The organism is Nocardioides cynanchi, assembly GCF_008761635.1.
GTDB lineage: Bacteria > Actinomycetota > Actinomycetes > Propionibacteriales > Nocardioidaceae > Nocardioides > Nocardioides cynanchi.
Window position 1 is genome coordinate 818,064 of record NZ_CP044344.1, and the last position, 13,684, is coordinate 831,747.

11 protein-coding genes and 1 rRNA gene are annotated in these 13,684 nt (G+C 70.4%); all 12 read left to right on the forward strand.

Annotation, left to right across the window (positions count from 1 at the left end; translation table 11 throughout):
- The first annotated feature begins 64 nt into the window (after positions 1-64).
- The 12 genes from argC (at position 65) to E3N83_RS04300 (ending at position 13,278) form a co-directional block, all read left to right on the forward strand.
- Complete coding sequence (gene argC, locus E3N83_RS04245) at positions 65-1,099, forward strand: N-acetyl-gamma-glutamyl-phosphate reductase (RefSeq protein WP_238343063.1); 1,035 nt, start codon at positions 65-67, stop codon at positions 1,097-1,099.
- Positions 1,096-2,250, forward strand: coding sequence for a bifunctional glutamate N-acetyltransferase/amino-acid acetyltransferase ArgJ (gene argJ, locus E3N83_RS04250; RefSeq protein WP_151082123.1), 1,155 nt, complete (start codon positions 1,096-1,098; stop codon positions 2,248-2,250). The genes argC and argJ overlap by 4 nt, the downstream gene beginning before the upstream one ends.
- A complete protein-coding gene (argB, locus tag E3N83_RS04255) occupies positions 2,247-3,167 on the forward strand; it encodes an acetylglutamate kinase (RefSeq protein ID WP_151082124.1) in 921 nt (306 codons plus the stop codon). Before argJ ends, argB begins: the two co-directional genes overlap by 4 nt.
- On the forward strand, positions 3,164-4,390 hold the full coding sequence (locus tag E3N83_RS04260; RefSeq protein ID WP_151082125.1) for an acetylornithine transaminase: 1,227 nt from the start codon (positions 3,164-3,166) through the stop codon (positions 4,388-4,390). Before argB ends, E3N83_RS04260 begins: the two co-directional genes overlap by 4 nt.
- A 23-nt stretch (positions 4,391-4,413) precedes the next feature.
- On the forward strand, positions 4,414-5,340 hold the full coding sequence (gene argF / locus E3N83_RS04265; protein ID WP_151082126.1) for an ornithine carbamoyltransferase: 927 nt from the start codon (positions 4,414-4,416) through the stop codon (positions 5,338-5,340).
- Positions 5,337-5,891 (forward strand): arginine repressor, encoded by a 555-nt coding sequence (locus tag E3N83_RS04270; protein WP_151082127.1) that lies wholly within the window; start codon positions 5,337-5,339, stop codon positions 5,889-5,891. The genes argF and E3N83_RS04270 overlap by 4 nt, the downstream gene beginning before the upstream one ends.
- Positions 5,892-5,978: 87 nt before the next feature.
- Complete coding sequence (gene argG / locus E3N83_RS04275; protein ID WP_151082128.1) at positions 5,979-7,421, forward strand: argininosuccinate synthase; 1,443 nt, start codon at positions 5,979-5,981, stop codon at positions 7,419-7,421.
- Positions 7,422-7,570: 149 nt separating this feature from the next.
- Positions 7,571-8,041 carry an NUDIX domain-containing protein gene (locus E3N83_RS04280; RefSeq protein ID WP_191907937.1) on the forward strand — a complete coding sequence of 157 codons (471 nt, stop codon included), beginning with the start codon at positions 7,571-7,573 and terminating at the stop codon, positions 8,039-8,041.
- On the forward strand, positions 8,038-9,453 hold the full coding sequence (argH, locus tag E3N83_RS04285; protein ID WP_151082129.1) for an argininosuccinate lyase: 1,416 nt from the start codon (positions 8,038-8,040) through the stop codon (positions 9,451-9,453). Before E3N83_RS04280 ends, argH begins: the two co-directional genes overlap by 4 nt.
- Positions 9,437-10,039: a DNA-3-methyladenine glycosylase gene (locus E3N83_RS04290; RefSeq protein ID WP_151082130.1), complete on the forward strand. Its 603-nt coding sequence runs from the start codon at positions 9,437-9,439 to the stop codon at positions 10,037-10,039. Before argH ends, E3N83_RS04290 begins: the two co-directional genes overlap by 17 nt.
- Before the next feature lie 9 nt (positions 10,040-10,048).
- Positions 10,049-11,344 carry an MFS transporter gene (locus E3N83_RS04295; RefSeq protein ID WP_151082131.1) on the forward strand — a complete coding sequence of 432 codons (1,296 nt, stop codon included), beginning with the start codon at positions 10,049-10,051 and terminating at the stop codon, positions 11,342-11,344.
- Between the two features lie 396 nt (positions 11,345-11,740).
- Positions 11,741-13,278: ribosomal RNA gene (locus E3N83_RS04300) — 16S ribosomal RNA — on the forward strand.
- The last annotated feature ends 406 nt before the right edge of the window (positions 13,279-13,684 follow it).

A 13,684-nucleotide genomic window follows, 5' to 3' on the forward strand; every position in this document is an offset into this window, starting at 1 on the left:
ACCGACCAGCGCATCCGGCGACCACAACGAGCATGAACATGCACTGTCATGTATGCTCATACATATGGATGCTCAGATCCGGGTCGCCGTCGCCGGCGCCAGCGGCTACGCGGGCGGGGAGGTGCTGCGCCTCCTGCTCCAGCACCCCCTGGTCGAGATCGGGGCCGTGACCGCCGGCGGCAACGCGGGCGAGACCCTGGGCCCGCTCCAGCCGCACCTGACCCCCCTCGGGGACCGGGTGCTCGCACCGACCACGGCCGCGGTGCTGGCCGGCCACGACGTGGTCTTCCTGGCGCTCCCGCACGGGCAGTCGGCTGCGCTGGCGGAGTCGCTGCCCGAGGACGTGCTGGTCGTGGACTGCGGAGCCGACTTCCGGCTCGAGGACGCCGCCCGCTGGGAGCAGTTCTACGGCGGCGCCCACGCCGGCACCTGGCCCTACGGCCTCCCCGAGCTGCCGGGCCAGCGCGAACAGCTGCGCGCGACCCGCCGGATCGCCGTACCGGGGTGCTATCCCACGGTCTCCACCCTGGCCCTCGCCCCCGCCGTCGCGGCCGGACTGGTCACCCCCGACGTCGTGGTGGTCGCAGCGTCCGGCACCAGCGGGGCCGGCAAGGCGGCCAAGCCTCACCTGCTCGGGAGCGAGGTGATGGGCAACGCGTCGGCGTACGGCGTCGGCGGCGGGCACCGGCACACGCCCGAGATCGTCCAGAACCTCGGCCATCTGACCGACGCCACCGTCACGGTCAGCTTCACCCCGCTGCTGGTGCCGATGCCGCGGGGGATCCTGGCGACCTGCTCCGCGCCGCTGGCCGCGGGCACGTCGTACGACGAGGTGCGCGAGACCTACCTGAAGGCCTACGCCGCCGAGCCGTTCGTGACCGTGCTCCCCGAGGGGCAGTGGCCGCAGACCAAGGCGGTGCACGGGAGCAACGCCTGCCACCTCCAGGTGACCGTGGACACCGCCGCCGGTCGCCTGGTCGCCGTCGGTGCGATCGACAACCTGGCCAAGGGCACGGCCGGGGGAGCGATCCAGTCGATGAACCTCGCTCTCGGTCTCGACGAGACCCTCGGCCTGACCACCGTGGGGGTGGCGCCGTGAGCGTCACCGCCCCCCAGGGCTTCCGGGCCGCCGGCGTGGCCGCCGGGCTGAAGAGCACCGGCGCCCGGGACGTCGCCCTGGTCGTCAACGACGGACCGTCGTACGCCTCGGCGAGCGTCTTCACTGCCAACCGCTGCCTGGCCAACCCTGTGCTGTGGAGCCGGGAGGTCGTCAAGGACGGCGTCGTCCGGGCGGTCGTCCTCAACTCCGGCGGCGCCAACTGCTACACCGGCCCCGACGGCTTCGCCACCACCCATGCGGTCGCCGAGCAGGTCGCCGGGCACCTCGGCATCGGCGCGATCGACGTCGTCGTCTGCTCGACCGGCCTGATCGGCCTGTCCAACGACCGGGCGCAGGTCCTGGCCGGCGTCGACCAGGCGTACGGCGCGCTTGGCCCGGGCAGCGGGGGGGACGACGCAGCCCGCGCGATCATGACCACCGACTCGGTGCCCAAGCAGGTGGTCGTCGAGGGCGCCGGCTGGAGCGTCGCCGGGATGGCCAAGGGTGCCGGGATGCTCGCTCCGCAGCTGGCCACCATGCTCGTCGTGCTGACCACCGACGCCGAGGTCCCGGCAGCCGACCTCGACACCGCGCTCCGCGCCGCCACCCGGGTCAGCTTCGACCGGCTCGACTCCGACGGCTGCATGTCGACCAACGACACGGTCACGCTGATGGCCAGCGGCGCCAGCGGCATCGCCCCGACGCTGCCGGACTTCACCGAGGCGCTCACCCGCGCCTGCACCGACCTCGCGATGCAGCTGCTGGCCGACGCCGAGGGGGCCGACCACGAGATCGCGATCACCGTGCTGCACGCCGCGACCGAGGACGACGCCGTCGAGGTCGCCCGCTCGATCGCGCGCAGCAACCTGTTCAAGGCGGCGGTCTTCGGCAACGACCCCAACTGGGGTCGGGTCCTGGCCAGCATCGGCACCACCCGCGCCGCCTTCGACCCCGCCGACCTCGACGTCGCGATGAACGGCGTGTGGGTCTGCCGGCAGTCGGCGCCGGCCGCGGACCCCGCGACCGTCGACCTGGCACCGCGCGAGGTGACCGTCACCGTCGACCTCAAGTCCGGCGACGCGCGGGCCACGGTCTGGACCAACGACCTGACGCACGCCTACGTCCACGAGAACAGCGCGTACAGCTCATGACCGAGGAGCAGGAGGCCCAGGAACGAGCCCAGCAGAAGGCCCGGACGCTGGCCGGTGCGCTGCCCTGGCTCAAGCGCTACCACGGCAAGGTCGTCGTGGTGAAGTACGGCGGCAACGCGATGACCGACGACACCCTCAAGCGGGCGTTCGCCGAGGACATCGCGTTCCTCCGCTTCGCCGGCTTCAAGCCCGTGGTGGTGCACGGCGGCGGGCCGCAGATCTCGGCGATGCTCGACCGGCTCGGCATCGAGTCGGAGTTCAAGGGCGGCCTGCGGGTCACGACCCCGCCGGCGATGGACGTGGTCCGGATGGTGCTGGTCGGTCAGGTCCAGCGGGAGCTGGTCGGGCTGGTCAACGAGCACGGCCCCCTGGCGGTCGGACTCAGCGGCGAGGACGCGGGCCTGTTCACCGCCAAGCGCACCAACACGATCGTCGACGGCGAGGAGGTCGACCTCGGCCTCGTGGGCGAGGTCGCGAGGGTCCGGCCCGAGGCGGTGCTCGACCTGGTCGAGGCCGGCCGGATCCCGGTGATCTCGAGCGTCGCCCCCGACGAGGCCGGCGTGGTCCACAACGTCAACGCCGACACCGCCGCCGCGGCGCTCGCGGTCGCCCTCGGCGCCGAGAAGCTGCTCGTGCTCACCGACGTCGAGGGCCTCTACCGCGACTGGCCCGACAGCGACGACGTGATCGGCGAGATCAGCCCCGAGTCGCTGGCCGAGCTGATGCCCTCGCTGGCGTCCGGGATGGTGCCCAAGATGGGCGCCTGTCTTCAGGCCGTGCAGGGTGGAGTGCCGCGGGCGACCGTGGTCGACGGCCGCGAGCCGCACGCCGTACTCCTCGAGCTGTTCACCGACGAAGGCGTGGGCACCCAGGTGCTGCCCGGCGTCGCCACCCGGATCCGGAAGGCCCGCTCATGAGCACCCACCCCGCCAGCCCCAGGACCAGCCAGGAGCGGTACGCCGCTGCGCTGATGAACACCTTCGGCCCGCCGCAGCTGGTCCTCACGCACGGCAAGGGCGCCCACGTCTGGGACGAGGACGGCACGGAGTACGTCGACCTGCTCGGCGGGATCGCCGTCAACGCCCTCGGCCACGGCCACCCGGCGGTCGTGGAAGCCGTCACCCGTCAGCTCTCGACCCTCGGCCACGTCTCCAACTTCTTCGCCAGCGAGCCCCAGATCCGCCTGGCCGAGCGCCTCCTCGACCTCATCGGCCCCCCCGATTCCGAGGTCGAGGAGGTCGCTCCGGGCAGCGGCCGGGGCCGGGTGTTCTTCACCAACTCCGGAGCCGAGGCCAACGAGGCGGCGCTCAAGCTGACCCGGCGGACCGGCCGCACCCACGTCGTCGCGGCCGAGGGCTCGTTCCACGGCCGCACCATGGGCGCCCTCTCGCTGACCGCGAAGGCGGCCTACCGCGAGCCCTTCGAGCCCCTGCCCGGTGGCGTCACCTTCGTGCCGTACGGCGACTCCGCGGCGCTGGCCGCGGCCGTCACCGGCGACACGGCGGCGGTCGTCCTCGAGCCGATCCAGGGCGAGGCTGGTGTCGTCGTACCCCCCGATGGCTACCTGTCCGATGCCCGCCGGATCACCCGCGAGCACGGGGCCCTGCTCTGGCTCGACGAGGTCCAGACCGGGATCGGCCGGACCGGTGAGTGGTTCGCGGCGGCGACCGACCCCGGGGTCGAGCCCGACGTGGTCACCCTGGCCAAGGGGCTCGGCGGCGGGATCCCGATCGGGGCCTGCATCGGGCTCGGCGCGGCCGGCTCGCTGCTCCAGCCCGGCCACCACGGGACGACGTTCGGTGGCAACCCGGTGGCCTGCGCCGCCGCGCTCGCGGTGCTCGACACGATCGAGGCCGACGGGCTCCTGGAGCACGTCACCGACCTGGGCTCAGAGCTGCGGTCCGGGCTGTCCGCCGACCCCCGGGTCACTGCCGTGCGCGGCCGCGGGCTCCTGATCGGGCTGGACCTGACGGTGGACGCGCCCGCGGTCGTGACCGCCGCGCGCTCGCACGGCTTCCTGATCAACGCGACCGGCGCGCGGACCGTGAGGCTGGCCCCGCCGCTCGTCGTCGGCCACGATGAGGCCGAGGCGTTCCGGGCGGCCTGGTCCGGGATCCTCGACGACGCCGCCGCGGCCTGACCGCCGAGACAGGAGCCAGCCTCATGACCCGTCATTTCCTGCGTGACGACGACCTCTCGCCGTCGGAGCTGGGGGAGGTGCTCAGCCTCGCGGCGACGCTCAAGCGATCGCCGTACGACTCCCGCTGCCTCGCCGGACCACGCACGGTCGCCACGATCTACGACAAGCCCACCCTGCGCACGCAGGCGTCGTTCGCGGCCGGCATCGCCGAGCTCGGTGGCAACCCGATGATGGTGGACGGCTCGCTGGCCGGCATCGGCAAGCGCGAGTCGGTGGCCGACGTGGCCCGGGTGCTCGGGCGGCAGGCCTCGGTGATCGTGTGGCGCACGTTTGCGCAGTCCGCGCTCGAGGAGATGGCCGAGCACGCCGGCGTTCCCGTGATCAACGCCCTCACCGACGAGTTCCATCCCTGCCAGCTGCTCGCCGACCTGCTCACGATCCGCGAGCACAAGGGCGAGCTGACCGGACTGACCGTGGCCTTCGTCGGGGACGGCGCCTGCAACATGGGCAACTCCTGGCTCCTGGCCGGGACGACGGCCGGGCTGCACGTCCGGATCGCCGCGCCCGAGGGGCACCAGCCCGAGGAGCAGTACGTCGCCCGGGCCCGCGAGATCGCCGCCGGCACCGGCGGCTCGGCCGAGGTGATGACCGACCCGGTCGCAGCCGTCGGCGGCGCCGACGTCGTGGTCACCGACACCTGGGTCTCGATGGGCCGCGAGGACGAGGCTGCGGCGCGGCTGGCTGCCTTCGGGGCCTACACCGTCACCGCGGAGCTGCTCGCGCACGCCGCCCCCGGCGCCATCGTCCTGCACTGCCTGCCCGCCTACCGGGGCAAGGAGATCGACAGCGACGTGCTGGACGGTCCGCAGAGCGTCGTGTGGGACGAGGCCGAGAACCGCCGGCACGTGCAGAAGGCGATCATCACCTGGCTCCTGGAGGTGGCCCCGTGAGCGGCTCGGAGACTCGACCGGCGACGGACTCCGCCGCCGGAGCGCAGCGCCGCCCCGGCACCAAGAACGCCCGGCACCGCCTGATCGTCGAGCTGCTGGCCGGCCACGAGGTCCGCTCCCAGCCCGAGCTGCTGGAGCTGCTGGTGGCCCAGGGCACCCGGATCACCCAGGCCACGTTGTCGCGCGACCTGGTCGAGCTCGACGCCGTCCGGGTCCGGACGCAGTCCGGTGCGCTGGTGTACGCCGTCCCGGCCGAGGGCGGCGACCGTCGCCCCGCCGTACCGGGGGAGACCGCTGCCTCGGGCCACCGGCTCGGCCGGCTCCTCGCCGAGCTGCTGGTCAGCGCGGAAGCGAGCGCCAACCTCGTGGTGCTGCGGACCCCGCCGGGTGCTGCGCAGTTCCTGGCGTCGGCGCTCGACAAGGTGGAGTACCCCGAGATCCTCGGCACCATCGCCGGCGACGACACCGTCCTGGTGATCTCCCGGGAGCCGTCCGGGGGAGACGACCTGGCCCGACGACTCCTGGCGCAGGCCGACCAGGCCGCGCCCTGACCCCGTCCCGGAGCTCGATGGTCGAGCAACCACCCGGTGGTCGAGCGACGTCGAGACCACACATCCCAATCGAAGGAACCCCCAGCTGTGAGCAAGGTCCTCACCTCCCTGCCCGTCGGCCGACGCGTCGGCATCGCCTTCTCCGGCGGGCTGGACACGTCGGTGGCGGTCGCCTGGATGCGCGCCAAGGGCGCCGTTCCGTGCACCTACACCGCCGACATCGGGCAGTACGACGAGCCCGACATCGACAGCGTGCCGAGCCGCGCCTTCGAGTACGGCGCCGAACTCGCCCGGCTCGTCGACTGCAAGGGCCCCTTGGTCGAGGAAGGGCTGGCGGCGCTGGCCTGCGGTGCCTTCCATGTGCGCTCGGCCGGTCGGGCCTACTTCAACACCACTCCGCTGGGACGCGCGGTCACCGGCACGATGCTGGTCCGCGCCATGCACGAGGACGGCGTCGACATCTGGGGCGACGGCTCGACGTTCAAGGGCAACGACATCGAGCGGTTCTACCGCTACGGCCTCCTGGCTAACCCCGACCTGCTGATCTACAAGCCGTGGCTCGACGCGGACTTCGTCGCCGAGCTCGGCGGGCGGCACGAGATGAGCGAGTGGCTCGCTGCCCGCGGCCTGCCCTACCGCGACAGCACCGCCAAGGCCTACTCCACCGATGCCAACATCTGGGGCGCGACCCACGAGGCCAAGACGCTGGAGCACCTCGACGTCTCGCTGGAGACCGTCGAGCCGATCATGGGCGTGAAGTTCTGGGACCCCGCCGTCGTGATCGAGCCCGAGGACGTCACGGTCCGCTTCGAGCGCGGCCGCCCGGTGGCCCTCAACGGCACGTCGTACGACGGCCCGGACGGCGCGGTGCGCCTGGTGCACGCCGCCAACGAGATCGGTGGGCGACACGGGCTGGGGATGTCCGACCAGATCGAGAACCGGATCATCGAGGCCAAGTCGCGGGGGATCTACGAGGCGCCCGGCATGGCCCTGCTCTGGATCGCCTACGAGCGGCTGCTCAACGCCGTCCACAACGAGGACACGCTGGAGACCTTCCACTTCGAGGGCCGCCGGCTCGGGCGGCTGCTCTACGAGGGTCGCTGGCTCGACCCGCAGGCGCTGATGCTGCGGGAGTCGATCCAGCGCTGGATCGCCTCGCTGGTCACCGGCGAGGTCACCCTGCGGCTGCGCCGCGGCGAGGACTACACGATCCTGCGCAGCGACGGGCCGGCCTTCTCCTACCACCCCGACAAGCTGTCGATGGAGCGCGTGGAGTCGGCCGCCTTCGGCCCCACCGACCGGATCGGCCAGCTCACGATGCGCAACCTCGACATCGCCGACTCGCGCAGCAAGCTGGAGCTCTACGCCACCCAGCCGCTCGACGAGGGCCAGGTGCTCGTCGAGCACGGCCACCTGCTCGGCGCCCTGCCGGCCGGGGGAGCGGACCGGATCGCCCGCAACCCGGCCGCCGAGGGCGACGAACGCGACTCCGCCCTCGACCACGCCGCGATGGAGGTGGGCACGGACTAGCGCTCACTCGGCGCAAAGAGACACCCAGAGCCCGCCGAGTCGGCGCAAAGAGACACCAGATCCACGCCGAGTCGGCGCAAAGAGACACCAGATCCACGCCGAGTCGGCAGGTGACGACTGGCGGACAAACGACTGATAGGAAGGTCCCCGTGCCCGAGCCCATCCGTCGTACGACGGCCCGCGTGGTCCCGGTGAGCCCGGAAGGGGCGTGCCTGCTCCTGCTGGAGCGCGACCCGAGCCGCGCCGACGAGCCCTACTGGGGCACGATCGGCGGTGCCGCCAACCCGGGGGAGACCCTCCCCGACGCGGCGGTCCGCGAGCTGTGCGAGGAGACCGGCATCGTCGTGGACGCCGCGGACCTGACCCCGCCCTTTCACCAGCGCGTGACGGAGTTCAGCTGGAACGGCGTGCACTATCTCGCGGACTCCACTGTGTTCGCGCTGTCGCTCCGGCCGGACCGGACGATCACCTTCGAGCACCTCGAGCCCGAGGAGATCGGCAACGTCCTCGAGGCACGGTGGCTCACCCCGCAGCAGGCCGCCCTCGACGGCCGCTTGATGTGGCCAGACCTGCCCGAGGTCCTGTCCAGCGCCGTCGAGGCTGCGGGTGGTGGCCGATGAGCAGCACCAACGAGGGCAAGCTCTGGGGAGGGCGGTTCGCAGGCGGGCCGTCGCCGGAGCTCGAGGCGCTCTCGCGGTCCACCCACTTCGACTGGCGCCTGGTGCCCTACGACCTTGCCGGCAGCCGCGCCCACGCCAACGCCCTGCACACGGCCGGGTTGCTGACCGACGACGACCACGGCTCGCTCCTCGAGGGGCTCGCCACCCTCCTCACGTCGTACGACGAGGGGTCACTGCAGCCGGACCCGTCGGACGAGGACGTCCACGGCGCCCTCGAGCGGCTCCTGATCGAGCGGGTCGGGCCCGACGTGGGCGGCCGCCTGCGCGCCGGCCGCTCGCGCAACGACCAGGTGGCGACCCTGTTCAAGGCCTACCTCCGCGACCAGGGCGTCGCCGTCGCGGCCCGGCTGCTCGACCTCGCCGAGGCCCTCGCCACCCAGGCGCGCGACCACCTCGACGTGGTGATGCCCGGCCGCACCCACCTGCAGCACGCTCAGCCGGTGCTGCTGGCCCATCACCTGCTGGCCCACGCCTGGCCGCTGGTACGCGATGTCGACCGGCTGCGCGACTGGGACGCCCGCGTGGCGGCGGACTCGCCGTACGGCTCGGGTGCCCTGGCCGGCTCGAGCCTCGACCTGGATCCGCGCGCCGTCGCCCGGGAGCTCGGCTTCACCGACTCGAGTCCCAACTCGATCGACGGCACGGCGGCTCGCGACTTCGTCGCCGAGTTCGCGTTCGTGGCGGCGATGTCCGGCATCGACGTCAGCCGCCTGGCCGAGGAGATCGTGCTGTGGTCGACCGCGGAGTTCGGCTTCATCCGGCTCGACGACGCCTGGTCGACCGGCTCGAGCATCATGCCGCAGAAGAAGAACCCCGACATCGCCGAGCTCGCGCGCGGCAAGTCGGGGCGGCTGATCGGCAACCTGACGGGTCTGCTGGCGACCCTCAAGGGCCTGCCCCTGGCCTACAACCGCGATCTCCAGGAGGACAAGGAGCCGGTCTTCGACTCGGTCGACACCCTGCTGGTCGTCCTCCCCGCGATGACGGGGATGGTGGCCACGATGTCGGTGGACTCCGCCCGGATGACCCAGCTCGCGCCCCAGGGCTTCTCGCTGGCGACCGACGTCGCGGAGTGGCTGGTACGCCGCGGCGTGCCCTTCCGGGAGGCGCACGAGCTCGCCGGCGCCTGTGTACGACGCTGCGAGGAGCTCGGCGTCGACCTGCCCGACCTCGACGACGGGGAGCTGGCACGGATCTCGGCACACCTGACGCCCGACGTCCGCGAGGTCCTCACGGTGGAGGGTTCGGTGGCCTCGCGCCGCGGCCGGGGAGGGACAGCCCCCGAGCGGGTCCGCGAGCAGCTCGCCGAGCTCCACGATCGCCTGCGGTCCGCCCGTGCCGCCCTCGGCTGACCTGCGTGACGTGCTCTCCGGCCCGGTGCTGGACGCCGCACCGCGGCTCCTGGGCAGCGTCCTGCGCCACGGCGAGGTCTCCTGCCGGATCACCGAGGTCGAGGCGTACGACGGCTCCGGCGACCCGGGATCGCACGCCTTCCGCGGACCCACGCGGCGCAACGCGGTGATGTTCGGCCCGGCGGGGCGCCTGTACGTCTACTTCACCTACGGCATGCACTACTGCTGCAACGTGGTGTGCGGGCCGGACGGGACAGCCGGCGCCGTGCTGCTCCGGGCCGGCGAGGTCACCGAGGGTCTCGAGCTCGCCCGGTCCCGGCGGCCGGCAGCACGCCAGGACCGTGACCTCGCCCGTGGTCCGGCGCGCCTGTGCCAGGCCCTGGGCATCGCGGGCGAGGCCAACGGCCACGACCTGACCGAGGCGCCGCTCACCCTCACGTTGGCGACGGGGCCGGTGCGCGAGGTGCTGACCGGTCCGCGGGTCGGCCTGCGTCACGCGTCCGACCGACCGTGGCGCTTCTGGGTCGCCGGCGACCCGACTGTCAGCACCTACCGCCCCGCCGTACGTCGTACCTCCGCGTCGTAGGGTCGCCACGTGCAGCTCCGGGGCCTGATCGCGGACACCCGCCCGCTGGCCAACCCGGCCTACCGGCGTCTCTGGTCGGCCAACATCGTGACCGTGGTCGGCGCCCAGCTGACGGTGGTCGCTGTCCCGGCCCAGATCTACGCGATCACCGGGTCGTCGGCGTACGTGGGGCTGACCGGCATCTTCGGTCTGGTGCCCCTGGTGGTCTTCGGCCTCTGGGGCGGCGCGCTCGCGGACGTCATGGACCGGCGGAGCATCCTCCAGGTCACCACCGCCGGGCTGATCGTGACCAGCGCCGCCTTCTGGGCCCAGGCCGCCTTCCACGCCGACAACGTCTGGCTGCTGCTGGTCCTCTTCGCGGTGCAGCAGTCCTTCTTCGCGGTCAACCAGCCCACCCGCAGCGCGGTCCTGCCACGGCTGCTGCCCCTGGAGCAGCTCCCGGCCGCGAACGCCCTGAACATGACGGTGTCCCAGGCCGGTGCGATCGCCGGGCCGATGGTCGGGGGAGCCCTGATCCCGGTGCTCGGCTTCTCGGCGCTCTACCTGGTGGACACCGTCACCCTGTTCGCGACGTTGTGGGCGGTGATCCGGCTGCCCGCAATGCCGATCGAGGGTGTCGCCGGCGGGCCGCCCGGCCTGTCGGCGGTGCTCGACGGGTTCGGCTACCTCCGTGGCCATCCGGTGCTGCTGATGAGCTTCGTCGTCGACATCATCGCCATGGTCTTCGGGATGCCGCGGGCGCTCTTCCCGCAGGTGGCGCACGAGAGCTTCGGCGGCCCCGTCGGCGGGGGGCTCGCCTTCGCCCTGCTGTTCGCGGCCATCCCGGCGGGGGCGGTGCTCGGCGGCGTTCTGTCCGGCTGGGTCTCCCGGGTACGGCGGCAGGGGCGCGCGGTCGTCGTCGCGATCACGATCTGGGGAGTCGCCATGGCCGGCTTCGGGGGTGCCGTCGGGCTGGCTCCCCACGCGCGCAGCGCGATGCTGGTCGTCTCCGTCTCGATGCTGGTGATCGGTGGCGCGGCGGACATGTCGTCCTCCGCCTTCCGCAACAGCATGCTCATGGGCGCGGCGTCCGATGCCGTCCGCGGACGGCTCCAGGGCGTGTTCATCGTCGTCGTGGTGGGAGGTCCCCGGATCGCGGACGTCGTCCACGGCGGTGCGGCCGCCAGCCTCGGTACGGCGGTCACCGCCGCTGCCGGGGGCGTGCTGGTCGTCGTGCTGCTCGCGGTGTCGATCGCGCTGGTGCCGTCCTTCTACCGCTACCGGCTCCCCGACCCGGAGCCGGAGCGTGCCGCCCCGACGGGCTGACCGGCGGAGATGCGGCCACGCCACCCCGACGAGCGCCTGCCGCGGCGTGGCTGCTACTCTTCTGGACGTCACCTCGGGTGAGGCGGACGGGCTCCGGTCCGCGGCCTCCAGACCTCGTGACAGAGCGAACCGGATCCGATTTGACGCCTACGGCGGCGGCCCGGTAAGTTCTTGCAGGTTGCCCCCGAGCAGGTCTCCTTCGTGAGGCCGGCTCTGATGTGCGTCTGATTTTTGAGAACTCAACAGTGTGTTTGTCGATGAATTGGTTTGTATGAATTCTCCGTTGCCATGGCTCTTTGGGGTTGTGGTGGAGGTTCTTTTTGAGTTGACGAACGATGATTCTTGGCGATTGTTTGCTAGTTGATCGTTTTTTGGCTTGGACAAGTTTTCTGTTTTTCTATGGAGAGTTTGATCCTGGCTCAGGACGAACGCTGGCGGCGTGCTTAACACATGCAAGTCGAGCGGAAAGGCCCTTTTGGGGGTACTCGAGCGGCGAACGGGTGAGTAACACGTGAGTAATCTGCCCCTCACTCTGGGATAACTGCCTGAAAGGGTGGCTAATACCGGATATTCTCCTTGCACCGCATGGTGTGGGGTGGGAAGATTTTTTGGTGGGGGATGTGCTCGCGGCCTATCAGCTTGTTGGTGGGGTAATGGCCTACCAAGGCTTTGACGGGTAGCCGGCCTGAGAGGGTGACCGGCCACACTGGGACTGAGACACGGCCCAGACTCCTACGGGAGGCAGCAGTGGGGAATATTGGACAATGGGCGGAAGCCTGATCCAGCAACGCCGCGTGAGGGATGACGGCCTTCGGGTTGTAAACCTCTTTCAGCACAGACGAAGCGCCCTGTCGGGTGGTGACGGTATGTGCAGAAGAAGCACCGGCCAACTACGTGCCAGCAGCCGCGGTAATACGTAGGGTGCGAGCGTTGTCCGGAATTATTGGGCGTAAAGGGCTCGTAGGCGGTTTGTCGCGTCGGGAGTGAAATCCATTGGCTTAACTGGTGGCTTGCTTTCGATACGGGCAGACTGGAGGTATGCAGGGGAGAACGGAATTCCTGGTGTAGCGGTGAAATGCGCAGATATCAGGAGGAACACCGGTGGCGAAGGCGGTTCTCTGGGCATGTCCTGACGCTGAGGAGCGAAAGTGTGGGGAGCGAACAGGATTAGATACCCTGGTAGTCCACACCGTAAACGTTGGGCGCTAGGTGTGGGATCCATTCCACGGGTTCCGTGCCGCAGCTAACGCATTAAGCGCCCCGCCTGGGGAGTACGGCCGCAAGGCTAAAACTCAAAGGAATTGACGGGGGCCCGCACAAGCGGCGGAGCATGCGGATTAATTCGATGCAACGCGAAGAACCTTACCTGGGTTTGACATACGCCGGAAAGCTCCAGAGATGGAGCCCCTTTTAGTCGGTGTACAGGTGGTGCATGGCTGTCGTCAGCTCGTGTCGTGAGATGTTGGGTTAAGTCCCGCAACGAGCGCAACCCTCGTTCTATGTTGCCAGCATGCCCTTCGGGGTGATGGGGACTCATAGGAGACTGCCGGGGTCAACTCGGAGGAAGGTGGGGATGACGTCAAGTCATCATGCCCCTTATGTCCAGGGCTTCACGCATGCTACAATGGCCGGTACAAAGGGCTGCGATCCCGTGAGGGGGAGCGAATCCCAAAAAGCCGGTCTCAGTTCGGATTGGGGTCTGCAACTCGACCCCATGAAGTCGGAGTCGCTAGTAATCGCAGATCAGCAACGCTGCGGTGAATACGTTCCCGGGCCTTGTACACACCGCCCGTCACGTCACGAAAGTCGGCAACACCCGAAGCCCATGGCCCAACCACCTTGTGTGGGGGGAGTGGTCGAAGGTGGGGCTGGCGATTGGGACGAAGTCGTAACAAGGTAGCCGTACCGGAAGGTGCGGCTGGATCACCTCCTTTCTAAGGAGCACGCACCCAGCACGGCATCCGTGCCTCCCGCGTCCGCGGGGGGTCTGGTGGTGTCGGCGACATGGTGGTGTTCACTAGTGGAATCATCGACATCTCCCCGCCCGGTATGCCGGGTCCGGGCCTGCTGCTCCTAGGTGAGCAGTGTGGTTCTGGTCTGGTGGGTGGGGGCACACTGTTGGGGTTCTGAGGAATCAGACCCGGATCCGTCCCGGCCGTGCCGGCGTCCAGCTCCTGCCTGTGGTGGGGGGTGGGGGTCGTCGGTGGGGGTGGTGGGGTGTGGTTGCTTGGTTCCCGGCCTGCGCGGGCTCCTCCGGTACGGGGGGGTGGTGTGTGGGTGTGGGGTTGTTGTTTGAGATCTGGATAGTGGACGCGAGCATCAAATTCTTTTGTAGTTGTG